Source organism: Brevibacillus sp. NPDC058079, from assembly GCF_042885155.1.
Lineage (GTDB): Bacteria > Bacillota > Bacilli > Brevibacillales > Brevibacillaceae > Brevibacillus.
Map to the genome: position 1 here is coordinate 241,329 of NZ_JBHVSO010000005.1, position 23,460 is coordinate 264,788.

The 23,460-nt window shown below is 49.2% G+C and carries 22 protein-coding genes; 15 read left to right on the forward strand and 7 right to left on the reverse strand.

The features are described from left to right. Positions 1–72: 72 nt before the first annotated feature. From ACFVS2_RS17030 to ACFVS2_RS17045, 4 genes are all read right to left on the reverse strand, one after another. Positions 73–807 carry an amino acid ABC transporter ATP-binding protein gene (locus tag ACFVS2_RS17030; protein WP_173618617.1) on the reverse strand — a complete coding sequence of 245 codons (735 nt, stop codon included), beginning with the start codon at positions 805–807 and terminating at the stop codon, positions 73–75. A 17-nt stretch (positions 808–824) separates the two neighbouring features. Next, complete coding sequence (locus ACFVS2_RS17035) at positions 825–1,520, reverse strand: amino acid ABC transporter permease (protein ID WP_173618616.1); 696 nt, start codon at positions 1,518–1,520, stop codon at positions 825–827. Beyond that, a complete protein-coding gene (locus tag ACFVS2_RS17040) occupies positions 1,507–2,340 on the reverse strand; it encodes an amino acid ABC transporter substrate-binding protein (protein WP_390235858.1) in 834 nt (277 codons plus the stop codon). Before ACFVS2_RS17040 ends, ACFVS2_RS17035 begins: the two co-directional genes overlap by 14 nt. 80 nt (positions 2,341–2,420) lie before the next feature. Next, a complete protein-coding gene (locus tag ACFVS2_RS17045) occupies positions 2,421–3,248 on the reverse strand; it encodes an amino acid ABC transporter substrate-binding protein (protein WP_390235861.1) in 828 nt (275 codons plus the stop codon). Between the two features lie 818 nt (positions 3,249–4,066). Between ACFVS2_RS17045 and ACFVS2_RS17050 the strand changes: the two genes are divergently transcribed. From ACFVS2_RS17050 to abc-f, 4 genes are all read left to right on the forward strand, one after another. Next, positions 4,067–4,468, forward strand: a complete 402-nt coding sequence (locus ACFVS2_RS17050; RefSeq protein ID WP_007721540.1) for a hypothetical protein — start codon at positions 4,067–4,069, stop codon at positions 4,466–4,468. 13 nt (positions 4,469–4,481) lie between these two features. Continuing rightward, positions 4,482–5,420 carry an AEC family transporter gene (locus ACFVS2_RS17055; RefSeq protein WP_390235864.1) on the forward strand — a complete coding sequence of 313 codons (939 nt, stop codon included), beginning with the start codon at positions 4,482–4,484 and terminating at the stop codon, positions 5,418–5,420. A 99-nt stretch (positions 5,421–5,519) separates the two neighbouring features. Continuing rightward, complete coding sequence (locus ACFVS2_RS17060) at positions 5,520–6,317, forward strand: stalk domain-containing protein (protein WP_390235866.1); 798 nt, start codon at positions 5,520–5,522, stop codon at positions 6,315–6,317. A 456-nt stretch (positions 6,318–6,773) separates the two neighbouring features. Next, positions 6,774–8,699, forward strand: a complete 1,926-nt coding sequence (gene abc-f, locus ACFVS2_RS17065) for a ribosomal protection-like ABC-F family protein (RefSeq protein WP_390235868.1) — start codon at positions 6,774–6,776, stop codon at positions 8,697–8,699. Between the two features lie 64 nt (positions 8,700–8,763). Here the strand turns inward: abc-f and ACFVS2_RS17070 are convergent, their stop codons facing one another. Beyond that, positions 8,764–10,101: an MFS transporter gene (locus ACFVS2_RS17070; RefSeq protein ID WP_370642735.1), complete on the reverse strand. Its 1,338-nt coding sequence runs from the start codon at positions 10,099–10,101 to the stop codon at positions 8,764–8,766. A 22-nt stretch (positions 10,102–10,123) separates the two neighbouring features. On the opposite strand from ACFVS2_RS17070, the gene ACFVS2_RS17075 reads away from it, so the two are divergent. The 10 genes from ACFVS2_RS17075 to ACFVS2_RS17120 all read left to right on the forward strand — a co-directional run bounded on the left by ACFVS2_RS17075 (position 10,124) and on the right by ACFVS2_RS17120 (position 20,498). Next, positions 10,124–10,522, forward strand: a complete 399-nt coding sequence (locus tag ACFVS2_RS17075) for a hypothetical protein (RefSeq protein WP_390235869.1) — start codon at positions 10,124–10,126, stop codon at positions 10,520–10,522. Next, a complete protein-coding gene (locus ACFVS2_RS17080; RefSeq protein ID WP_173618610.1) occupies positions 10,519–10,725 on the forward strand; it encodes a YqgQ family protein in 207 nt (68 codons plus the stop codon). Before ACFVS2_RS17075 ends, ACFVS2_RS17080 begins: the two co-directional genes overlap by 4 nt. 188 nt (positions 10,726–10,913) lie before the next feature. Then, a complete protein-coding gene (locus tag ACFVS2_RS17085; RefSeq protein ID WP_390235871.1) occupies positions 10,914–11,501 on the forward strand; it encodes a DedA family protein in 588 nt (195 codons plus the stop codon). Positions 11,502–11,715: 214 nt separating this feature from the next. Further along, complete coding sequence (locus tag ACFVS2_RS17090) at positions 11,716–13,758, forward strand: methyl-accepting chemotaxis protein (protein ID WP_390235874.1); 2,043 nt, start codon at positions 11,716–11,718, stop codon at positions 13,756–13,758. A gap of 167 nt (positions 13,759–13,925) precedes the next feature. Further along, positions 13,926–15,341: an NAD(P)/FAD-dependent oxidoreductase gene (locus tag ACFVS2_RS17095; RefSeq protein ID WP_390235877.1), complete on the forward strand. Its 1,416-nt coding sequence runs from the start codon at positions 13,926–13,928 to the stop codon at positions 15,339–15,341. Then, positions 15,338–16,177, forward strand: a complete 840-nt coding sequence (locus ACFVS2_RS17100) for an NAD(P)/FAD-dependent oxidoreductase (protein ID WP_390235879.1) — start codon at positions 15,338–15,340, stop codon at positions 16,175–16,177. The genes ACFVS2_RS17095 and ACFVS2_RS17100 overlap by 4 nt, the downstream gene beginning before the upstream one ends. A gap of 27 nt (positions 16,178–16,204) precedes the next feature. Next, positions 16,205–16,669: an SRPBCC family protein gene (locus ACFVS2_RS17105; RefSeq protein ID WP_173618605.1), complete on the forward strand. Its 465-nt coding sequence runs from the start codon at positions 16,205–16,207 to the stop codon at positions 16,667–16,669. A 19-nt stretch (positions 16,670–16,688) separates the two neighbouring features. After that, on the forward strand, positions 16,689–17,459 hold the full coding sequence (locus ACFVS2_RS17110; protein ID WP_390235882.1) for a DeoR/GlpR family DNA-binding transcription regulator: 771 nt from the start codon (positions 16,689–16,691) through the stop codon (positions 17,457–17,459). Between the two features lie 24 nt (positions 17,460–17,483). Continuing rightward, entirely contained in the window at positions 17,484–18,953 is a 1,470-nt protein-coding gene (locus ACFVS2_RS17115; protein ID WP_390235884.1) for an amino acid permease, read from the forward strand. Positions 18,954–18,977: 24 nt separating this feature from the next. Further along, positions 18,978–20,498 (forward strand): FGGY family carbohydrate kinase, encoded by a 1,521-nt coding sequence (locus tag ACFVS2_RS17120; protein WP_390235886.1) that lies wholly within the window; start codon positions 18,978–18,980, stop codon positions 20,496–20,498. Positions 20,499–20,561: 63 nt separating this feature from the next. Here ACFVS2_RS17120 and ACFVS2_RS17125 read toward each other — a convergent pair whose 3' ends face one another. After that, positions 20,562–21,020: an NUDIX hydrolase gene (locus ACFVS2_RS17125; RefSeq protein WP_173618601.1), complete on the reverse strand. Its 459-nt coding sequence runs from the start codon at positions 21,018–21,020 to the stop codon at positions 20,562–20,564. Between the two features lie 15 nt (positions 21,021–21,035). After that, positions 21,036–21,191: a hypothetical protein gene (locus tag ACFVS2_RS17130; protein WP_007721505.1), complete on the reverse strand. Its 156-nt coding sequence runs from the start codon at positions 21,189–21,191 to the stop codon at positions 21,036–21,038. Between the two features lie 128 nt (positions 21,192–21,319). On the opposite strand from ACFVS2_RS17130, the gene tkt reads away from it, so the two are divergent. After that, positions 21,320–23,326, forward strand: coding sequence for a transketolase (tkt, locus tag ACFVS2_RS17135; RefSeq protein ID WP_390235889.1), 2,007 nt, complete (start codon positions 21,320–21,322; stop codon positions 23,324–23,326). The last annotated feature ends 134 nt before the right edge of the window (positions 23,327–23,460 follow it).

Genomic DNA, 23,460 nt, shown 5'->3' on the forward strand with positions numbered 1-23,460 from the left:
GATGACTAAGGTAATATTCCAAAGAAAAGACTCTGTGCTCTCATACAAGAGACAGAGTCTTTTTTCTGGTCCTTACTTCAAATGCTGCAAAAACTGACGTGTGCGCTCCTCACGCGGCTTTGCGAACAAATTGGAAGGTGTATCTCGCTCCACGATGACGCCTTGGTCCATGAAAATAACCTCGTCGGCAACTTCCCGAGCGAACCCCATCTCGTGAGTGACAACGATCATCGTCATCCCTTCCTGGGCAAGCTCCTTCATCACCTTCAACACTTCCCCAACGAGCTCCGGGTCGAGAGCGGAGGTAGGCTCGTCAAATAGCATGACTTGCGGGTCCATCGCCAGTGCCCGAGCAATGCCTACACGCTGCTGTTGTCCACCAGACAACTGTGCAGGATAATGGTCTAGCTTGTCACCGAGCCCTACTTTTGTCAGGAGAGCAGCGGCTTTCGCACGTGCTTTTTCTTTGTCTTCTTTTTTGACAGTGACAGGCCCCTCCATCACATTTTCAACGGCTGTCATATGCGGGAATAAATTGTAGTTTTGAAACACCATCCCGGTCTGCTTTCGCAGCTTCGGAATACTCGTTCTCTCTACTTTTTTGGAAAAGTCCAGCTTGACGTCGCCGATCTGGACACTGCCGCTGTTCGGAACCTCAAGTGCATTCAGGCAGCGAAGCAAGGTTGTTTTCCCGGAGCCAGAAGGACCGATGATAACGACTACCTTTCCTTTTTCCACCGAGAGGGAAATGCCTTTGAGTACATGTAAGGTGTTGAATTGTTTATGCACATCTGTGATCGTAATCATGCGTTTTCACCTGCTTTTTAGACATAACGGTCCAGCTTGTTTTCGATGCGATCCTGGATAATAGAGAGTACGAAGCAAATCACCCAGTAAATAAGGGCCGCTTCCGCATAGACGAGCAGCGGCTCATATGTCGCAGCGACGACTTCTTGGGCTTTGCGAAACATCTCTGGTACCAGAACGACCGAAGCCAGGGAAGTATCCTTGACCAGACTAATAAACGAGTTGGACAAAGGAGGAATGGAGACGCGAGCTGCCTGTGGGAGCACGACTCTGCGCAGTGCTTGCCAGTAGGTCATCCCCACGGAGTAGGCTGCTTCCCATTGCCCTTTGTGAATGGACAAGATCGCGGCACGTACCACCTCGGAGGAATAGGCACCGACGCTGAGAGAGAAGCCGATGATTGCCGACGGTATCGGATCGATCATCAAGCCGATGCTCGGCAAGCCATAAAAAATGATGAACAATTGAACCAATAAAGGAGTACCGCGAATGATCGATACATAAAAACGGGCGATGGCAATCAGTGGCTTTATGCCGGATAGGCGTGCCAGCGCAGTGAGAACCGCAATGATCAGACCAATGAAAAAGGAAGCGATGGCGATTGTCAAAGAATAGAGCAAGGCTCCTTTCAGCAGAGGAAGAAAGGAGCTTTGCGCGATATCGATCCATCGGTTCAGGCGTTCTGGGTTTTCAAAGAAGCTACTTAGAGACATCTGCACCAAACCATTTCTCTGATATTTTTGCGAGGGTACCATCTTTCGTCATGTCATCCAGTGCTTTGTTGAATGCATCAACCAGCTCTGCGCTGCCCTTGCGGAAGAGGAAGCCGTTTTTCGCTACGTTCGGATCTTTTGCGATAATTTTGATAGGAACATCAGGCTTTTGCTTCATGAAGTCCAACAGGGAAATCCCATCGTTAATCGTAATGTCTACACGCTTGGAAACAAGCAAGTCGATCGCTTGGTTAAAGCCTTCCACACCGACGATTTCCGCTCCGTTTTTCTTCGCGATATCGGTGAGGTTACTCGTCAATGTTTGCGCTGCTTTCAAACCTTTAATATCCTCGAAGCCTTTTACGGTCGTGTTGTCTTTATGGGTGACAAGGACCGCTGTGGATACGGTATACGGATTGGAGAAGTCGTATTTTTCCTGGCGATCAGGGCGAATGCCTACCTGATTCGCTACGACATCAAAGCGCTTGGAGTCAAGTCCAGCGAACATCGCATCCCATTGTGTTTCTTGAAACACAGGCTCTACGCCGATGCGCTTCGCTACCTCTGTGACGACCTCCACATCATAGCCCGTCAGCTTGCCAGACTGATCGTGGAACGTAAACGGCGCGTATGTGCCCTCGGTTCCGATCAGAATTTTACCGTCGGCTTTTACTTTTTCCAACAAGTTTTGTTCTTTTTTCTCTTCTGTTGGGGCAGGAGCGGCACTGTTTTGCGGTGGTTGTCCAGTTGAAGACGACCCGCAACCTGCCAATGCGACTAACAGAGTGGAAGCGAGAAGTGAAAATAATAGTTTTTTCATAAAATAACCCCCACTAAACCGATGTGAATTTGAATAGGAACATACTAAAAGGGACAGACAATTTTGTCAACGCCTAATAATTACTTTGAGATATCCTCGCCGAACCATTTGACGGAAATTTTGGAAAGGGTGCCGTCCTGCTGCATCTCATCGAGCACCTTGTTAATCGCGTCGGTTAGTTCTGTACTTCCTTTACGGAACATGAAAGCGGTTGGTTGGCCATCTGCATTTTTCGCCACAACTTTGATTGGCGTATCCGGCTTTTGTTTCAGGAAATCAAGCACCGACAAATTATCGTTGAGCACAACGTCCACGCGTTTTTGTGCAATCAGGTCAATCGCTTGATTGAAATTGTCTACACCGACGATTTCCGCCTCATTGGCGCGTGCGAGGTCAGCGTAGTTACTGGTCATGGATTGTCCGGCTTTTAATCCTTTGATATCCTTGAAGTCTTTGACGGTGTTATTGTCCTTGTGAGTCACCAAAACCGCGCGAGAAATCGTATATGGCTTGGAGAAATCGTACTTTTCCTGACGATCAGGACGGATTCCTACCTGATTGGCAATGACGTCAAAGCGCTTGGAGTCGAGTCCCGCAAACATGGCATCCCACTGGGTTTCCTGGAACACAGGCTCTACACCGAGCCGCTTGGCAACTTCTGTGACAACCTCCACATCATAGCCGGTCAATTTGCCCGATTGATCATGGTACGTAAACGGAGAGTATGTACCTTCCGTACCAATGACGAGTTTTTTCTCGGTTTTCACTTTTTCTAGCAAATTTTGCGAAGCTGCTTGATCAGCAGGCGGAGTCGTATTATTCGGCTGAGAAGGAGAACCGGAAGTGCTGCATCCAACCATTCCCAGTAGCAGACAAGATAGTAAGGTAGACAGAATGACTTTTTTCATGTTGTAATCCCCTTTATGTTAATCGGATTTCATGGATTCATAGTAGTGGTCGTTCATGCCTTTGTCAATCTTTAAATTGTTAAATCCTATTCGATTACTATGAATTAAAAGGAACAAGGCTCTATGTAGCTGCGGTGGGGAGAAGAATATTTCCAGTCTAGGCTCCAGGCTCCGTCCTGCTGGGGGGTGAGACTGTCCGCTCCGAAGGGATTCGCGGGGAAACGCAAAAGTGGTAGCCGCTACGTTGCGTGAGCACGGTTGCGTTTCTTTTGCCCGCAAATCCCTTCTCCGCTCGGAAGGACTCCACAAGTCGCTACGTCTGGAAATATTCTTCTCTATCGTAACTGATGGCATTTCTTCCATTCTTTTAAATCTCTAAAAGCTTGTTTAAACACGGAAAGCTCGTAGAGGAAACAGGAGAAAACAGCGAAGATCTTTGGTACACCGACCGAGACGGAATGCAAAAAGCGAAACACGCCCTTAAGCGTCCACCTCTGAAATACATCCTGAAATGACTACTTTGGACGCGGTTTCGCTTTTTGTATGGAGGCGGGCAGTCAATCCCACAGCGGGTGGGACAAGAAGCTGAGCGTTTTCTCCTGTTTCCTCGACACCACTACAGAACGTTTACACTTTTTATCCCTCTTAAGATTCTCCATTCAAGCGGTGGCTATGTGCCTGAGACGAAAACTTGGCGCAGAAGTAGTGGTTGAGGTTCCTCGTCAAGAAGCGTACAATTAGTACGAATTGAAAGGCCTACAAGCAATTACGTGCTTGTTCTTCATAGGAGAGCGCACCGACAAAAGGAGTCAATCAACATGTTAAACGACTGGCGTATGTATACAGATGGAAGTGGAATGGAGCAAAAACATGTAGCTTGGCATGAAGTGCTGAAGGAAATCGCTCAATTGGATGGAGTAACGCGGACGTTGGTTCACGCAGCGTATGGAGACCATGTGGATTTGGTCGTAGCAGGCGGGAACAACGGCAAAGTATTGGTGCAATGGAAAGAACACGAGCCGGTTGAGCAGCACTTTGTCCTTGCGGCAGACAAGCAATCGGCGGTGATGTCCACGCTCGTCATTGAGGGTAGTGAAGTTGCCTTTCCCCTTTCCTGGTGTGTTCCGCTTGAGCGGGTTGTTCCTTTGTGCGGGGATTTGCTAAGAACATGTGAAAAAGGGGAGCCGACCGAACTCGAATGGCTTCCGGTAGAAATGTAGGCAGGAGGGCAGCATGGAACTACAAACGTTGCAGCAGTCCATCCTCATCATGGCCGTCATCATTGGGATCGGTAGCTTAATCGGCTACCGGCAACCCTTGACTGCGGACTCTCGCCAACTCGTCATCACGATTATTGTAAACGTAGCCATGCCGTGCATTATTTTAGACGGGATCTTTCAGACAACCATTGATCAGCAAATTTTATACCAAATTTTTGCAATATTCTTCATTTCGATTATCCTAAACTGCCTGGGCATTTTTATCGGCTGGCTAGGTGCGCGTGCACTTCCGCTCCCGGTGAAAAAACGCCGTGAGATTGCGCTCTTGTCCGGCTTGGGGAATACAGGCTTCATCGGTTTGCCGCTTTGTGCAGCATTGTTTGGGCCAAAAGGGGCGCTCTTGGCGGCTATTTTCGACGCAGGCGTGGATGTCGTACTATGGACAGTGGGTGTGATGATGCTCCAGGAAAAAGGAAGCTTCTCCTTAAAAGGGCTCAAGACACTCATCAACATTCCGATGATTGCGATCATATTTGGACTCGGTTCTGCCATCATCGGATTTGTGCCGCCTGAGCCTGTGAAACAGCTGTTTGGAACGCTGTCCAAGCTCGCCTCTCCGTTAGCCATGATGTACATTGGTATGCTCTTGCCTATGTTTTTGCGCAACAAACCGCAAGTATCATTGAAGCTTTTGAGTATGCCACTCGCACTTAAATTAGTTGTTTTTCCGCTGATGACGGCGTTTCTTTTGTCCGTTTTTTCAATCGACAGCGATATCGTCAGCGTTTCCCTTGTGCAAGTAGCAATGCCTACCCTGACATTGGCCTCGATCTTGTTCGGGCGCTATGCGGCGGATGAGGAGATGGGTGCCATGACGACGGTTTGTTCCACCTTGCTGGCGCTCTTGTCCATCCCGGTTGTTCTGGTTATGGGAAATTGGCTTTTGCACTAATCTCTCGCCAATCTCAGTCATAGTGAAACGAATCAGAGGAAACCTATGTCTAACAAGTAAAGAATGACGAAAATGATGATTAGGGATGGTGGAACAACAATGAAAGGCAAATCGATTTTGGCTGTTGCCCTGACACTGCAAGTGTTGGCGGCTTATCCTGTGCAGGCGGCAGTGTCTAGCACACCACAAACAACGACAGCTCCAATACTGGTAAACGGAGAGCAAGCTTCCTTGGTAAAAGCACCGCTTCTCGTCCAGCAGCGTACGTATGTCTCCGCCGAGGATGCGAGCCGGATTTTGGAAGGCGCTTGGAAACAGGATGCAACGAATGGGGAAATGAAGCTGTCTAAAGGTACGCTGACGTTTGAACTCGCTACGGGAAAAGTAGCGTTGGATGGCAAGTCGCTGCAAAATGGGCAGGGCGCAATCGTGCGTGACAAGCAAGTGTATTTGCCTCTGAGATGGATGGCAGAGCAGGCTGGACATCAAATCACGTGGAATGCCGAGAAAAAGGCGGTGGAAGTTGTGGTTACCGGGGAAGAGAGTGCCTTTACGCTTGTCGATACAGATAAGCTGACAGAACAGGAACGTGCGTTTATTGACTCGGTAAAAGAAGAGCAAGGCATTCACAAGCAGGGAGACCTTTATGTCATCGCACGTGGGTCCTCACCGAATCCTGGCTACGGACTGCAAGTAACAAAAGTCGAGCAGAGCTGGGAGCAGCTTTTTGTGTATGTCAAACAAACGCTGCCTGATCCGGGTAGAATGTACCCGCAAGTGATTTCCTATCCGTATTTGGCGGCAAAAGTGAAGCTGCCACCTTATACGACGATTGTCTTTTTGGATGCAGAGACGAAGAAGCCGCTGTTTGCCACAGAGGGCAACGGAAGTCGATAAGAAAATCGGGTAAAAAACATACAGGGTCTGCTAGTAAGGAGCACATAGCAGGCCCTCTTGTTTTTGTGTGACTCCTGATGTAAGATATGGTTGTGATTTCCTATCCCTTGAGAAATGGAGGTGTGTGTACGTGTTCGGAACTCTGCAAGCATGGTTTGTGGTAGAAACTTCCAGTATGACGCATGATTTTGCATTCAACGGGACCAGTCTGTCCTTTTTTGCGCATACAACTGAACGGAGTTTCCATAGGCGTACCATGCATCGATCAGGGGCGGTTTGTTCTTGACTATAATGGGTAACTGACGTAAGGTCGGTCCCTTTCACGATGCCGCAGGTAATGGCCTGCGGCTTTTTTGCGTCCACTCGCACGTGCGGTGTGGTCTCAAAAATTGTGCCGGGGCCACCAGGAAGTCCATTATTTTGAACCGTTACCAACTTTTCGAGGAGGAAATAATCATGATTATTGTCGCGACACAGCAATTGCAGAAATCGTACGGAGCAGATCCGGTTTTACAAGATATCACATTGGAAATCAAAGTAGGAGAACGAGTCGGGATCGTTGGACCGAATGGAGCAGGCAAAACCACGTTGTTCAAGCTGCTGGCTGGTATCGAAGGCCCCGATTCTGGTGAGCTTTTTCGGGCAAAAGGAACGATATGGGCGTACCTGCCGCAAACGCCGAAGTATCCGGCTGAGTGGACGGGGGCGGATGTGGTAGCTAGCGCTTTTGCAGATGTCATCAAGCTGCAGGAGCAGATGCGCGAGCTTGAGCAACAGATGGGATTGCTTTACGAAAATGAACAAGAGCTAAACCGCCTCATGCTGCGCTATCAAAAGCTGCAAGATGAATTTGAACAACTCGATGGCTATCAGTGGGAGACAAAAATGACCCAGGTGACACAGGGCTTGGGAGTTAGTTCAGACCTGTTAGCAACACCTTTTGCCCAACTCAGCGGTGGGGAAAAGACGAAAGCTGGTCTTGCAAAGCTACTCTGCCAACAAAGCGATGTTCTACTCCTAGATGAGCCGACCAACCATTTGGATGTGGAGTCGATGGAGTGGCTAGAGGAGTTTTTAAAAAATTATCAGGGCACGATCCTGATCATTTCCCATGACCGTTATTTTTTGGATGCGGTCGTCACGTCTGTCTATCATGTGGACGGAGGAGAAGCCGAATTCTATATCGGCAATTACAGTGCGTTCGCTACGGAGCGTGAAGAACGCTTGCTGCGCCAGTTTGCCGCTTATCAGGAACAGCAGAAGCAGATTAAGAAAATGAAAGAGACGATCAAACGGCTCAAGGAGTGGGGCAATCGCTCCAATCCGCCGAACGAGGCTTTTCACCGTAGGGCAAAAAGCATGGAAAAAGCGCTAGCGAGGATTGAGCGTATCGAGCGACCGAAAATGGAAGCGGATCGCATGGGCTTGCAGTTTATGAAAACCGACCGAAGCGGGCAGGATGTGCTGAAAGCGACGGGGGTACAGAAAACATTTGGCGGAAAACAGTTGTTTGCGGACGCTAGCTTTTTATTGCGCTTTGGCGAGAGAAAAGCGCTGCTTGGACCAAATGGCTGCGGTAAATCTACGCTGATTCGCATGCTTCTGGGAGAGGTCGAGCCAGACGCAGGTACGCTCAAAATTGGTAGCAGCGTTAAGGTAGGCTACTTGTCACAGCAAGCTTTGGAAGGGGATCAAAACCAGCGGCTGATTGACGTTTTCCGTGAAGTAGCCAGAGTAACGGAGCCGGAAGCACGACATTTACTGGCACGGTTTATGTTTTACGGCGAACAAGTTTTCAAGCGGATCGGGCAGTTGAGTGGCGGAGAACGGATGCGACTGCGATTGGCGCAAATGATGCATCAGGAAATCAACCTGCTCATTCTGGACGAACCGACCAACCATCTGGATATCGAAGCGCGAGAAACCTTGGAGGAAGCGTTGGCCGATTTTCGTGGGTCGTTGTTTATCATCTCGCATGATCGCTATTTCCTGCAAAAGATGGCAGATGGTGTGTTTTGGGTAGAAAATAAGCGGTTGGTTCACGATGTGGGTTCCTATGAGGAAGCAAGGGAAAAACAAAAACAGAGGATCGCTGCTCGTGCCAGTAAGCCGGAGGAAATAGAGCGGAAGCAGCCAGTCATCAAGCAAGTTCAAGAGACGGCCGTGACGAATGCGACAGCCAAACGTCCGAATCCTTACAAGCTGTCAGAGCTTGAACAAAAAATAGCTTCATTAGAAGGAAGAAAAGGTGAACTGACGTCCTTGCTCCAGAGTGAAGGCGCAGATTACGAGCAGTTAGTGGCTTGGCAACAAGCGATCGATCAGTTGCAGCAGGAGATGGAGGTAACCTTTTCGGCTTGGATGGAGCTACAGGAACAGTAGATTGCAATAAAAATAGCACCGCCAGCAAAGTGTTGAATACTGGCGGTGCTTCCTTTTGTATCGCTTACGATTGCGCTTGTGTGCTCGGTTCTGGCAGGCGACGATGGCTGCTGACGAACCAGAGGAGGAGCAATACCATCAAGACCCCTCCGAGGAAGAACGGACCGCTGTGGGAGACTTGGTAAACCGCTCCACCAGCTAATGGACCTAAGATCCGCCCAAGGCTGTCCATCGAGCTGATTGCCCCACTCGTCACGCCTTGGCCTTGCGTCGTCCGTTGGGTGATCATTGCTGTCGCTGTCGCTCTGATCATTCCTTGACCCGCTCCGAATAACGAGAGGATCAGCGCCAGCACCCAAAAGTTACCCGACAGTGGAATGGCAAAAAAGCCAATGCCATAAAGAATCATCCCAATGACGAGGACACTTGCTTCCCCTAGCTGTTTGACCATTCTTCCGATGAGCCCGCCTTGTACTGCGGCAGCGATCAAGCCCATGACGAGAAACATGTAGCCGAGGTCTTTGGAGGTAAAACCGTACAAATCACTTATGTACAGGGCAAAAGTCGTTTCCAGTCCGGAAAAAGCAAAGGAGACGGTGAACAAAATACCGTACAGCAAGGACATGGAACCGAACAAAGAGACAAACGGATTTTGCCGCTGTTCTTTTTGCAGATTCGCCCGTTTTTCTTTCGGCAAGCTCTCTGGCAAGGCAAACAGGATCAGGAAAAACGTAAGCAACGCCACGATACCCGAAGCGTAGAAGGGAACGGCAAAGCCGAATTCACTGAGCAGTCCACCAATTACCGGACCGAAGACAAAGCTAAGTCCAATCCCGGCGCCAATGATCCCCATCCCTTTTGCCCGTTCTTCTGAAGGGAAGAGATCCGCCACCATAGCGGTTACGGTTGGTAATGCGGCAGCCGAGACGATTCCACCCAAAATGCGATACAGGAGCATTTCTGTATAACTGTCAGCTAGTCCAAACAGGATAAAGGTGATGGAGAAGCCGAACAGTCCGAATGATATGAGTGGCTTTCGCCCGACTCTGTCTGAAAGTGCTCCCCAAATCGGTGCAAACACCAGCTGCATAATATTGTAGCTGGCAAAAAGCACGCCGATTTGAAACGAAGTCGCGCCCAATTTTTCCGCGAAAAAGGGAAGAATGGGGATAATGATGCCAAAACCGAGCATGATGAAAAAAGCAATAAAGAACAAGAGGGCAAGGTGCTTCTTATTCACTACGTCTACCTCTTTTCGCACAAAAATCTGTTCAAGCGGATTGTTTGCTTTTTCCACCTTACGTGAAGGAAAAGGCGAAGTCAAGCCAGCAACGTGGGCAGTTATGGCAATACGTGTTATAATAGAAAAGAAATAAGAATGGCTACCTATATTGTCAAGTATATATCCATGAGGTGTATGTTACATGTCTACTGCGATGCTTTACTACCTGGCCTGGCATGAAGATGATTGGCTGGATGAAGTGCTCGATCGTTTTCCTGAGATCAATGCCATTGTGCCTTCGGTCAAAACGTTTGAGTTGCTGGCTAAACAAAGAGAGTACGGAGAAGTTGAGCGAGCTGTCCTCGTTCTGAATGCGGCTGTCGAACAGGAGAGATGCAAGGAGTTTTTACGCTTGTGTCAAGAACATCCACAGTTGTCCGCGGACCCTTTGTATATCGTCGGATTGAAACCGGAAGAGGAGGAGGCGTGGCAAGAAGCGTATCCACACGCGAAGATCATCGTCATTACCGGCTTTGCTGTCGAGTTTGATTACGATGCCGTCCTCGCAAGGATGGAAATCGATCTGGAGGGAGCTCATTGAAAATAAACCCGAATGAATTCGATTTGAAGGCGTTTCTGCACCGTTTCGGATTATTTATTTATACAGGTGATCCAGAAGGGGATTTGCTGTTGATAGAAGATGAAATTCGGGAGCTATATGAGCTGAATGTCATTGACAAAGAAGAGTTCATTGAAGTCATGTCAGCGTTGCGCAGCAAGCGTAAGGCTGACGGAAGAGAATAGAGAGTAAGAACGTGTTTGCCAAGCCGTGTGTATGCGGTAGTTGGTGAACACGTTTTTTGTTTTGGAATCTAAAATTCTATTTTGTAAGAAATTCTTCAGAAATACTTATCCTTTTCTTAAGGATTTCTGTCTTCTTTTGAAAGGTTTACCCGTTAGGATAGAGTGCAGAGAGAAAGGAGGCGGCACAGGTGGAGTTTACAGGGTATTACGAGCTATTCTGGGAGATGGTTACAGGCATGCTGGGAAAATTTATTCCTGATGAGATTACGGTCATGACCGTGGGGGCGCAGATTGCCAATACAGGAGCGGACTTTTTTGCAGCATTTGCCGTCATATACCCCGTTTTTTTCATCGTATCTTGCGTGGGGTACTTACTGGGAGCGAAGGCATTTGGCTTAATGACCCGGAATCTGGGCTTGCGTGCTGATTTACTGTCAGCATGGCGTGGGTCAATGGACTGGCTGCTTGCTTTTTGTATCTTTCTTCCGATTATTCGTCATATCGTGCCTATCCTCGCCGGTGCCAGCCGAATGCCGCTTCGGCAGTTCCTCCTATTCTTTTTGCCGAGCAGTATCATTTGGACCTTGCATTACTTAGTGGCTGGCTATTGGTTCTCTGATCAATTGGAAATATTGATTGCGGGAGTTTATCAATATAGCAAAATTACGTTGACGATCGTTTGTTTCGCGGGGTTCTCGTTCCTTATGATTCGCCAGTTGCAGCGTCTTGGTGGAATGAAAGAACCTCGAACGAATAAGCAACCACCTGTTTCGTGATCGATACGAATTTCTAGAGTGCGGTGTCTACTATCCACGAGCTTTTCGGATGGCGGGCGCCTTTTTGTTTTGCGGATTTATTATCGTTATGTTCTGATATTTTTAAAAGTTTGTAAAGAATAAGTTTACATATGGTAATAATGGGGTAGATTACCAAATGTCGTCGTGAAATGAATTTCCATTTTTAAAAATTTGTGTGATTGGAGGCTTTTGCATGAGGAGCATAAAAAATGTGCTGGTAACCATTTTGGCTGCCATCACCATCGGTATTTTTATTCTTCAGCTAGTTTTTGGTTTTCTCCAGTTTGAGCAAATTATCTCGAATGAAGTAGAAGAAAAGCTACAAATGCAGGTAGCCAAAGAGGCGGCATATCTGAATGGTATGCTGGACAAGACAGGCAAGCTCTCGGAAACACTCACTTATTCTGTCTCTCATGGCTCCAAGGAAACAATCAAGCATATCGAAGGGACGCTGGTCGATGTCGTAGCATCTGAGCCTTTGATTGTGGGCGGTGGATTCTGGATGGAGCCCTACAGCTTCGACAACTCGCAAAAGCTGTACGGTAGGTACGCTATCCGGAATAATGACAAAGTAGAGCTCGATCCGGCTTACAGCGACGGCAGCTATGATTATCTCGCGCAGGATTGGTACAAGGCGGGGATGGTTGACAAACGATACGTGTGGACCGAGCCGTATGCCGACCCGATTTCCAAAGTTCCTATGGTTACAGCCATTGCGCCCATTAAAGTGGGAGGCAAGATCAGCGGTACGACGACATTGGATATCGGGCTTACAGAGCTTAACAAAAGTATCGAAAATCTGAAGGTTGGTGAAACAGGCTACGGCTTTATCGTTTCCAAGTCGGGTATTTACGTTTCCCATCGCGATGCACAAAAGAACTTGCAGGTGAAAATTACGGACGAGTCTGAAACAGGATTGCGGGACATTGCCAATCAAATAACAGAAGCAACCGCAACGGGTATGACGCAAGCAACCATAGATGGACAAAATCAATACGTCACCTTCGCTCCAATCGGGGAAACAGGCATGACGCTAGCTACTGTCATGCCCGCAGCAGAGATTAACGGACCGATTACCCAATACTTTTACATCAGCCTGATTATTTTTGGTGTCTCCATCAGCATTTTCCTCGTGATCTTGTACTGGTTCATCAATCGACAGGTAGCACGTCCACTGTTGCAACTGAAAGCAGGCATCGTCAACTTGGTGGAAAAAAAGGATTTAACCCAGACGATCCCAATCCGGCGCAAGGATGAGATTGGCGACGTAGCGACAGCAGTGAATGCATTCATTGAAGATCTGCACGGAATGATGAAAAATTTTAGCGGCTATACCGGTCAAGTAGGAACAGTCTCGGAAACTTCCGCAACGAAGGCTCATGAAGCACGACTTGCCTTTGGGCAGGTGGCCTCGTCGTTCCAAGAGGTAGCAACAGGGACGGAGAATCAACAGCATAGTGCCGAAGAAAGTGCGCGTGCTATGGAAGAGATGGCGATCGGTATTCAGCGGATTGCCGAAGCTTCCTCCACGATGGCCGAATCGTCGAAACATATGGCAAACGAAGCGGTGGCGGGCAACCAATCCGTAGAAAAGGTGTCAGGACAGATGGATTCGATCAACCGATCCGTAAGCCATTCTGCCGATGTCGTTCGTTCGCTGGATAGCCGCTCAGCAGAAATCTCACAGATCGTGGAAGTAATCGCAAGCATCGCATCCCAGACGAACCTGTTGGCACTCAATGCGGCGATTGAAGCTGCGCGTGCAGGGGAACAGGGCAGAGGCTTCGCTGTGGTAGCGGATGAAGTGCGCAAGCTGGCAGAGCAGTCCAACGACTCGGCCAACCAAATTGCCAACCTGATTACCGAAATCCAACGGGAAACGACTTCAGCAGTACAAGCCATGGATGAGGGAACGCGCGAGGTCGAAACTGGAATCCAGATCGCCCATGAGACAGGGGAAGCATTCCGCCGGATCATGGATTCTACCCAGGATGTAGCAGATCAGATTCAGGAGATTTCCTCCGTTGCAGAGCAAATGTCAGCGGCAACGGAACAGGTGACGGCATCCATTTTGCAGTTGTCCTCGATTGCAAAGGAATCTGCCGCAAGTGCATCGAGTGTGGCTGCTTCAACGGAAGAGCAGCGCATCTCGATGAACCAGCTCTCTACATCCGCAGAGCAGCTAAACCAGATGGCAAAAGAATTACAGCAAATGATCAACCGTTTCACACTCTAACCACTTTGTTTGTTTGCAAAAAAATGCAAAATGATGAACTGCTGCTGTCTTACGATGGGAGCAGTTCATTTATTGACAGAAAAATACAAGTCAGAATATAATGAATACAAAATAAAGCAAATCAAAGCAATATTTTGCAAACAAAAATCCGAGGCTGGTGGAACAGAATGCAAAACCATAAGTATGACGTTGTGGTGATTGGTGGTGGAGTAGTCGGTACAGCCATATTACGCGCCCTTTCGTTTTATCAACTGAAACTGCTTTTAATCGAAAAGCAGCCTGACGTTTGTGAAGGGACAAGCAAGGCGAACAGTGGGATCGTTCATACTGGGTTTGATGCAAAGCCAGGCACGGTTGAGGCAGAATGCCTTCGCCGCTCCCGCAGCCTATGGCCGATGTTGGTTGAGAATCTGAGAATCCCCTTCATTCCGTGCGGCGCCGTAATGGTGGCGACCAACGAAGAAGAAAAGCAGATAATCGAAACCACCTATGTTCCCAATGCAAAGGCGAATGACGTAGATGTTCACTGGATGTCTGCTGAGGAGATTCTGGAGATGAATCCCGCTGTGACAGCCAAGGTAACAGGCGGATTGGCAGTACCGGGTGAAGCGATTTGCGATCCATTCTGGGCCACCAGAGCTTTCGGAGAGATAGCAGTACTAAACGGCGCGGAGGTTGTACTTGGGCAAGGCGTCTCCCACATCGAGAATGTATCGGATGGAGAGGACTTGCGCCTTACGCTGGAAAATGGTGAAACGGTCACGACCAGATATGCGGTGAATGCGGCTGGATTATGGTCCGATGAAATTGCCCGGATGGTGGGAGATGAGAGCTTCTCGATTTCACCGCGTAAAGGCCAGTTTATCCTGACCGAAGAGGCGATATCCATCTCCTCGATCATCTTGCCTGTTCCTACGAAAACCTCCAAGGGCGTGTTGGTTTCGCCAGTGGTGTTCGGCGGTTTTTTGCTTGGGCCAACGGCGGAGGATCAAGAGGACAAATGGGATCGCTCCACCTCACAGGTCGGCATGGAATCGGTGCTGGCAGGCTGTGAGAAACTGGTGCCCGACTCTCGGAAGTTTTCGACGATTCGTCAGTTTGCTGGGGTCAGGGCAGTTTGCAGCGAAGGAGATTTTGTCATCCGTCCGTCCGCTGTACAGCCGCGCATGATTCATGCCGCCGGGATTCGTTCCACTGGACTCTCTGCTTCCCCTGGCATAGCAGAGCTGGTAGCGGAAACGCTCCAGAATGCGGGGCTGGAGATACAAGCAAACGAACAGGCACAGCACGCCCTTCCGGATCTCTTTTCAGAAGAGCAGGAAACAGGAGAAATCATTTGTCTGTGCCGCTCCATTACCCGGAGTGAGATCGTCAATGCCTTGAAGCGTCCACTCACCCCGCAGACCATTGATGGAGTGAAGCGGCGGACAGGTGCCACCTTAGGAGAATGCCAAGGAAACTGCTGTATTCCCAAAATCATCGATGTTATGGCCGAGACCTATCCTGAACAGACCGGGAAGCAGCCTTTAAAAGGAGTACGAAACTCTTATCTAGCTGTATCACAAGGAGAGAAGCAGGCATGATGTATGAATTGGTGATCATTGGAGCAGGAATCTCGGGATTGACGGCAGCCCTTTCAGCGTGGGAGAGAGGAGTCAGCTCTGTTCTGATGATCGATTACCAGAAGAGAAGAGGTGGCTTCACCTTACCGTATTGGAGCTCTGGCGAGTTTGCTCCAGAACGGGGACTGCTGGAAAAAGCGTCGTCGCTTCCCTACGAGATTCACGAACAATCAACAGTCGTCGGTTTTTTCCCAGGGGCAAACGGTCAACTGCACCAGTTGTACGTCCAGTCGCCGATGGGCACCTATTCTATTGAGGCAAAAAAGGTACTGATCGCCTCAGGCTCATTGGAAAAACCGCGTGAGGCGTACAAAATCCCGGGGACACGTCCGGCAGGTGTCATGACCCCGCTGATGGCGATGCAGCTGATAGAGCGAGGACATCAGCCAGGCCGCAAGATTGTGTTGATCGAGAATGGCCGAATCTCTCGCAGTACAGCGACCCTTCTGGAAAAAGAGACGAGCAATCTGGTCAAATATGCGGAGTCAGATTGGGAGCTTGCCTCTATCAAGGGATTGTCCCGTGTAGAAGGAGTGCAGCTGCGGAATCGGATGACGGATGAGATAGATGAAGTGGTGTGCGATACGCTCATTTTTGCAAAAGGTCGGGTGCCCTGCACGTTTTTCTTGAAAGGAACGCCAATCGAGCGAGATCATCACGATGCGATTATCGTAGATGCCACGGGGAAAACGAATCTGCCTGATATTTATGCAGCAGGGAGCTGTACCTGCCTTGGAGACGATGATCACACCAATTCGATGGAATTGGCAAAAGAAACAGCCAAGTATCTCTTTTAAAGCGATCATCAGAAGGGAGAGTTTACGATGAAGCTATCCGATTCGTTTACGATTCAGGCAAGCAAAGCGGATGTATGGTCAGTCTTTATGGATGTGGAAAAGCTGTCAGGCTGCGTACCAGGCTGCAAAGAAGTAAAAATGAGCAGCCCCACCCGTTATGAAGCGAACATGGAAGTGAAAATTCAGTTTATGACGATTCAATTTCGCGTCACGGGGGAATTAAAAGAAGCGGTAGAAGGAGAAGCGCTGCAAGTGGAGATGACCGGACAACCGGTAGCGTTGGCAGGATTGTTCCGCAATCAATTGCACCTTCAGCTAAAAGAGGAGCAGCCGGGAACCACACGGGTGCAATACGAGATGGATTTGCAAATGACAGGACGACTGGCATCATTAGGAGATATACTAATGAAGGGGACTGTGAAGAAAAAGGCAGAAGAATTTGCGACGAACGTCCAGACCCTGTTCCAGTCTAGTCAGGAGATTTACAATTAAGAGAAGATGGTGATCATCCATGCTACAAGAAGATAGACAGCAGCTGATCCTGCAAATGCTACAAGAAAATCAATCCGTTCGAATTGCAGAGCTATGCAGCCGATTAATGGTGACGCGCGAAACAATCAGGCGTGATTTGTATGAAATGGAGCAGCAGGGACTACTCAAGAAGGTGCATGGTGGCGCTATTCTGAATAAAACCAACGTGGAGCCTCCTTATGCCAAGCGGAGTGGATTAAACTTGGCGGAGAAGGAGGCGATTGCGGTCGCCGCCGCCTCCTTGGTGGAGGACGGCGACGCAATCTATATTGATTTGGGCACGACGACACAATTGTTCGCCAAACACCTTTACCATAAAAAAGGAATTACGGTGATAACCAATGCGCTACTGGTGGCATTGGAACTATCTCATCACCCGGATGCAAAGGTGATCATGAGTGGGGGTGAATTGCGTGCAGGGGATCTGGCCATGTCCGGACCGATCGCCAGGAAAAGCCTCGAGGGGTTGTTTGTGGACAAAGCGTTTATTGGTGTAGGGGGATTGGCAACAGAAACTGGTTTTACGGATTACCATGTGGGCGAGTCAGACATCAGGCAGCTGATGCTTACAAACGCCAAAGAAACATATGCACTGATTGATCATTCCAAAATAAATGTAACCGCTTTTATGAGGGTGGCAGAGCTATCCGACATCGACGTAGTCATTACAGATGAGGAACTACCCCAATCACTTGCTGGGCGACTCGCTCAGGAAGGATTGCAAGTCATCGTTGCTAAGACATCCGTGTAAAGCAAATGGTGAGGGAGGCAATCAATGGTGAAACAATCGGTACAAGCAAATGATTCGCAAGATATGCAAACGTATCATTATAAGCAAGAATTGAGACGGACATTAAAACTGTTCAGTTCGTTTGCCGTCGCGTTTTCTTTCATTTCCATTACCACAGGCATTTTTAGCAATTATGGATTTGTGCTTAGTACGGCAGGGCCGGCTGGTATCTGGACCTGGCCGATTGTAACCATTGGGCATTTGTTAGTGGCCATTATTTTTGCCGAGCTGGCTGGACGAATTCCATTGAGCGGTTATTCCTATCAATGGGTGACACGTCTTGCCAACCCGGGACTGGGTTGGTTTGCTGGCTGGATTGCCTTTTGCTTTCTCGTTATCGTGGTTCCAACCGTCGATTATGCGCTGGCGCCCATCATTGCCGAGATGTTTGGCTGGGAAACAGGCGCAAAGACGCTAGTCTGGATCGTGATTGGTACGCTGGTCGTACAAGCTTTATTAAACATTTATGGAGTGAAGCTGGCTACTCGTATTAATGATATCGCCGTATACACCGAAGTGATCGGTATGGTTGGGATTGTTGTGGTGTTGGGGGCAGTTGTGATGTACAACGGGGCAAATTGGAGCATGCTGACCGATATCGGTACGGCTACGACTCAATCGGACGGATCGTACCTAGGCGCTTTTATCATGGCTGCGCTGATGGGATCCTTTACATTGGTAGGTTTCGAGGCTGCTGCGAATCTCTCTGAGGAGACGATCAATGCGAAGAAAACGGTGCCTCGTGCCATGATTTTATCTGTATTACTGAGTGGTGTGATCGGTTTCATGCTGTTGATCGTGATCTCTGTTGCCATTACGGATCTGCCGACAGTGCTCGGAGCAGCGAATCCGATTCCGTACATTTTGCAAACCAGTCTTGGCTCTGCTGTATCTAGCTTCTTTCTGGTGCTTTGTCTCATTTCCATCTTCGCGTGCGGTCTGATCATCATGGCTTCCGCTTCCCGACTCATCTATGCGTTGTCACGCGACAATGTATTCTTCGCTTCCTCCATCTTCAAGAAGGTATCACCTCAGACTTCCGTACCAACAAATGCCGTTTTACTCGTTTTAGTGCTGGGCATTCTCGCTGTGTTATTCGCAGATTCCCTGACCCTTCTGGTAGGGGCCACCTCGGTTCTGCCTGCCCTTCTCTATCTGACAACGATTATGGCTTACGCATGGAAACGCAAGGAACTGCCCAAATCGAAGTATTTTGACCTGGGCAAGTGGCGCACACCGCTCACTTTCCTTGCGATCGCATGGTTGATCTTTGAAATTGGCATCTTGACCATTCCGGAAAATTTCCATAGCGTAGCGATCGTGGCAGCTACCTTGCTGGCTGTAGGTGTCATTTTGTATCATCTGCTGTTCCGCAAAGGGATTATGGAGGGCCGTATCGGCATAAAAGACAGAACATTCGGATTTGATGAAGAGAAAGAAGATCATTCAGCCTAGAATAATGAAAAAGGAGTCTGCTGTATGGAGAAGTATTCGCTGTCGATCGATCAGGGAACAACTGGGACCAAGGTGTTGCTGGTAAATCATCATGGACGGGTTGCTGCCGAAAGCTATCAGAAGCACACGCAATATTATCCACAATCCGGATGGGTGGAGCATAACCCGGAGGAGATCTGGGAAAAGGTCTTGATGGGAGTCGCTGACGTGTTGCTCAAAGGACAAATCGAACCTGAGCAGGTGGAAGCGGTAGGCTTAGCCAATCAGGGGGAAACGGTCCTCTTCTGGGATTCGGTAAGCGGAGAGCCGCTTTATCCGGCTGTCGTCTGGTCGTGCCGCCGCTCCGATCAAATCGCCGAGCGTTGGAAGGCGGATGGGGAGTGGGCACAGAAGGTGGCCGAGAAAACCGGACTTTTGATTGACCCGTATTTTTCTGCGACCAAAATCAGATGGATGATGGAGGAAGTGCCTCTGGTGCAAGAAAAGATCCGACAGCGGCAGGCTTATTGCAGCACGCTTGACTCCTGGCTGATCTGGCATATGACAGGGGGCGCCTCGTATGTAACGGATGCTTCCACTGCTGCCCGAACGCTGTTGTTTGCTCATCGGCAGGGGAAATGGGATGAGGAAATATTGCGGTATTTGGAAATAGAGGAAGACTGGCTGCCTCAGGTTTGTCCAACAGTTGGTTCTTTTGGTAGTACGAATCCGGATAAATTTTGTGGCATCCAAGCACCGATTCTCGTCAGCCAGGTGGATCAACCAGCCGCCCTTTACGGTCATCTCTGCATAGAGCCGGGGATGTCCAAATGTACGTATGGCACGGGCTGCTTCGCTTACATGAACGTGGGAAACGAGCCGCCTGCTACGAAAGAGAGCGGACTTTTGACGACGCTCGTCTGGAAACGCGGGGCGCAACATACTTATGCGCTTGATGGCGCGATTTATGCGGCGGGGTCTGCTGTCGAATGGGGAAAGGAGCAGCTTGGGCTGTATCAGGATATAGACGAGCTGCAACGATGGTCGGAGCAGTGGTATGAAGAACTGCACATGGGAGGAGCCCCAACCAATCTTTTATTTATCCCAGCATTGAATGGGATCGGCACGCCATACTGGAATTCGGAGGCGAGAGGGGTGTTTCTCGGACTCTCCCAGCATACTGACCGACCGCTGATGGCAAAAGCGGTGCTGGAAGGGATCGCTCACCGTGTAGCGGATGTGTTTGTCACAATGGAACAGGCTGTTGGACAAAAGATTTCCGTCTTGCGTGTAGATGGCGGCTTGACGGACAATCCGTATTTGATGCAGTTTCAGGCAGACCTGCTGGGTGTTCCGGTTGAGGTTCCTGAGATCAATGAAACAACAGCGATGGGGATTGCGTTTCTGCTCGGGGAAGAGTGCGGCTGGTGGTCGACGAAAGATTTGGAAGCGCGAATGAAGGTAGGGCGTCGCTATGAACCGACACTTGATGAAGCGGTGAGGACCAGACTGCGTGCGCGTTGGAACAAGGCGGTTCATCTTCTGTTACAGCTAAGCGAAGGGTAACGTAAAAAAAGCAACCAACTGCCAAAGCGAGTACAACGCTTTTAGCAGATTGGTTGCTTTTTATTATTTCTTCATCTCGAATGCAGGCTCCCAGCCAAAGCTGTCAAACCACTGCTTTCGTCTAAAGTTCGAGAGAGCTTGTCTCACATAAGGAATGACGTTCGGGGGTAATTTATCCATGTCCACCCATACCAGCTCATCGCATTTATTCGGCTCGGCATTGATAATTTCTCCGCGCCATTCAGTGGTAGCGACAAAAAAATCGATACGCTCATCATTGGAGCGACGATGCATGACGCCTACTATCTCCAAGCTCGCTGGATCGATGTCAATTCCGCATTCTTCTTTGGCCTCGCGGGTCGCGGCTGTCTTTACTTCTTCATTCCCGTCCAGATGTCCAGCAGGAACACTGTAATTGCCGTCTTCGTAGCCGGTATTGTAGCGGCGTAATAACAAGATTTGCGCATCCTTCACCAGGAAAAGGTGAACAGCTACCTGCATCGCGAAGCGCTCTTTCTGCATGCGGATTCTCCTCTATTAATGATATTCTTCCGGACGATGATTCTCGGCAGCTTGTCTACGGCGTTCCATTCTGTTTTTTTTCAAAATAGGAGAGCTGGTCATAGCGAAGAGCAGCATACCAATTCCAGCAACACCTAAAACGATCCCGATAGTAAGATACAGCCAATTCATTGAAAAGACCTCCTTAATTCATGCAAAGCGAACATGATTATGAATGGGAACTATGCTATAATGGCACAGTGTGTTTTTACCTGATTCTCGGTAGTAATTTCTAGAAAACGCAGGGAGGATTTTGCGAGATGACTCAGCATACGTCTGTTGATCAGCTATCCATTAATACCATCCGCACGTTGGCGATTGATGCCATCGAGAAGGCGAATTCCGGTCACCCGGGAATGCCGATGGGTGCAGCCCCTATGGCACATGTACTGTGGAGCCGCTTTATGAAAGTAAATCCGAGCAATCCAAAATGGATTGACCGTGACCGTTTTGTCCTCTCAGCAGGACATGGCTCTATGCTATTATACTCGATGTTACATCTGATGAAATACGATGTTTCACTGGAAGACCTACATAACTTCCGTCAATGGGGCAGCAAAACGCCTGGTCACCCTGAGTTTGGACACACGGCGGGTGTTGACGCGACAACGGGTCCTCTGGGACAAGGGATCGCGATGGCTGTCGGTATGGCGATGGCTGAAAAGCACATGGCAGCTGTTTACAACCGCGACAATTTTGACATCGTTGACCATTACACATACGTGATCTGCGGCGACGGTGACCTGATGGAGGGTGTATCCAGCGAGTCTTCTTCTCTGGCTGCTCACCTGAAACTGGGCAAAATGATTGTGCTCTACGATTCGAACGATATCTCTCTGGATGGCGAGCTTTCCCGTTCCTTCTCTGAAAATGTAGCGGGTCGCTACCAAGCGTATGGTTGGCAATACATTCGCGTAGAAGACGGCAATGATCTGGCTGCTATTGACGCGGCTATCGCAGAAGCGAAAAAAGATTTGGATCGTCCTACCTTGATCGAAGTAAAAACCGTCATTGGATACGGAAGCCCGAACAAAGGCGGCTCCAGCTCTTCTCACGGCGCTCCGCTTGGAAAAGACGAAGTGAAGCTGACAAAAGCAAACTACGAGTGGAACCATGATAATGAGTTCCACGTACCACAAGAAGTGACTGATTTCTACGCAGGCTTGGCTGATGCTGGCGAAAAAGCAGAAGCCGCTTGGCGCGACATGTTTGCTGCTTACGCAAAAGCGTATCCAGAACTGGCGCTGCAATTTACGACTGCAGAAGAAGGTCATCTGCCTGCTGGATGGGACAACCATATGCCGACGTATGAAGCTGGCGCGAAGCTGGCGACACGCGTTGCTTCCGGTAATGCGATCAATGCATTGGCAAACAGCGTTCCGTTCTTCCTGGGCGGTTCTGCTGACTTGGCACATTCCAACAACACGGTGATTAAAGAAGCGGGCAACTTCCTGCCAGGTTCTTATGATGGCCGCAACATTTGGTTTGGTGTTCGTGAATTCGCGATGGGTGCAGCCCTCAACGGTATGGCACTCCACGGTGGCGTAAAAGTGTACGGCGGTACGTTCTTCGTATTCTCCGACTACGTGCGTCCGGCGATTCGCCTCTCTGCACTGATGAAGCAGCCAGTTGTCTACGTATTTACACATGACTCGATCGCAGTTGGTGAAGACGGACCGACGCATGAGCCGATTGAGCAGCTCGCTTCCTTGCGTGCGATGCCAGGCCTGACCATTCTTCGTCCGTCTGATGCAGTAGAAACGAACGAGGCTTGGAAATATGCTGTATCCCGCACAGATGAGCCAGTCGTACTGGTGCTGACTCGTCAAAACCTGCCAGTCCTTCCTGAGACTATTGAGAAAGCGGCAGAAGGCGTAAGCAAAGGTGCGTATGTTCTCGCAGACGCACCAAGCGGCAACCCGCAGCTCATCCTGTTGGCAACTGGTTCTGAGGTATCCCTCGTGATGCAGGCGCGTGAGCAACTCCTCGCGAAAGGTATTGAAACACGCGTTGTTTCTATGCCGAGCTGGAACCTGTTCGAGCGTCAACCGAAAGAATATCGCGACGCTGTGATTCCACCAGCTGTAAAAGCTCGCGTGGCGGTAGAAATGGGCTCTCCAATGGGATGGGAGCGTTACGCTGGCGATTACGGTACAGTCATCGCAATCGATCAGTTTGGCGCATCTGCACCGGGTGAGCGCATCATGAAGGAATACGGCTTCACGGTAGAAAATGTAGTGGCTGAAGCAGAAAAACTGCTGAAATAAATCGTAAACCTTTAGGAAAAAGCCTATCTTCTGTTTCAGGAGATAGGCTTTTCCAGTGACAAACGGAATTTTGTATGGAATGATAGACTACAACCCAAAAACAGAAACTTTTTTGAAATGGGACCGTCTATATA

Bases quoted from the DNA above. Each gene is read 5' to 3' on its own strand.
- ACFVS2_RS17060 (WP_390235866.1), top strand. From the start codon at position 5,520: ATGAAAGGCAAATCGATTTTGGCTGTTGCCCTGACACTGCAAGTGTTG.
- ACFVS2_RS17120 (WP_390235886.1), top strand. From the start codon at position 18,978: ATGGAGAAGTATTCGCTGTCGATCGATCAGGGAACAACTGGGACCAAG.
- ACFVS2_RS17110 (WP_390235882.1), top strand. From the start codon at position 16,689: ATGCTACAAGAAGATAGACAGCAGCTGATCCTGCAAATGCTACAAGAA.
- ACFVS2_RS17040 (WP_390235858.1), bottom strand. From the start codon at position 2,340: ATGAAAAAACTATTATTTTCACTTCTCGCTTCCACTCTGTTAGTCGCA.
- ACFVS2_RS17090 (WP_390235874.1), top strand. From the start codon at position 11,716: ATGAGGAGCATAAAAAATGTGCTGGTAACCATTTTGGCTGCCATCACC.
- ACFVS2_RS17115 (WP_390235884.1), top strand. From the start codon at position 17,484: ATGGTGAAACAATCGGTACAAGCAAATGATTCGCAAGATATGCAAACG.
- ACFVS2_RS17125 (WP_173618601.1), bottom strand. From the start codon at position 21,020: ATGCAGAAAGAGCGCTTCGCGATGCAGGTAGCTGTTCACCTTTTCCTG.
- ACFVS2_RS17050 (WP_007721540.1), top strand. From the start codon at position 4,067: ATGTTAAACGACTGGCGTATGTATACAGATGGAAGTGGAATGGAGCAA.
- ACFVS2_RS17075 (WP_390235869.1), top strand. From the start codon at position 10,124: ATGTCTACTGCGATGCTTTACTACCTGGCCTGGCATGAAGATGATTGG.
- ACFVS2_RS17095 (WP_390235877.1), top strand. From the start codon at position 13,926: ATGCAAAACCATAAGTATGACGTTGTGGTGATTGGTGGTGGAGTAGTC.
- tkt (WP_390235889.1), top strand. From the start codon at position 21,320: ATGACTCAGCATACGTCTGTTGATCAGCTATCCATTAATACCATCCGC.
- ACFVS2_RS17045 (WP_390235861.1), bottom strand. From the start codon at position 3,248: ATGAAAAAAGTCATTCTGTCTACCTTACTATCTTGTCTGCTACTGGGA.
- abc-f (WP_390235868.1), top strand. From the start codon at position 6,774: ATGATTATTGTCGCGACACAGCAATTGCAGAAATCGTACGGAGCAGAT.
- ACFVS2_RS17100 (WP_390235879.1), top strand. From the start codon at position 15,338: ATGATGTATGAATTGGTGATCATTGGAGCAGGAATCTCGGGATTGACG.
- ACFVS2_RS17055 (WP_390235864.1), top strand. From the start codon at position 4,482: ATGGAACTACAAACGTTGCAGCAGTCCATCCTCATCATGGCCGTCATC.
- ACFVS2_RS17035 (WP_173618616.1), bottom strand. From the start codon at position 1,520: ATGTCTCTAAGTAGCTTCTTTGAAAACCCAGAACGCCTGAACCGATGG.
- ACFVS2_RS17105 (WP_173618605.1), top strand. From the start codon at position 16,205: ATGAAGCTATCCGATTCGTTTACGATTCAGGCAAGCAAAGCGGATGTA.
- ACFVS2_RS17130 (WP_007721505.1), bottom strand. From the start codon at position 21,191: ATGAATTGGCTGTATCTTACTATCGGGATCGTTTTAGGTGTTGCTGGA.
- ACFVS2_RS17030 (WP_173618617.1), bottom strand. From the start codon at position 807: ATGATTACGATCACAGATGTGCATAAACAATTCAACACCTTACATGTA.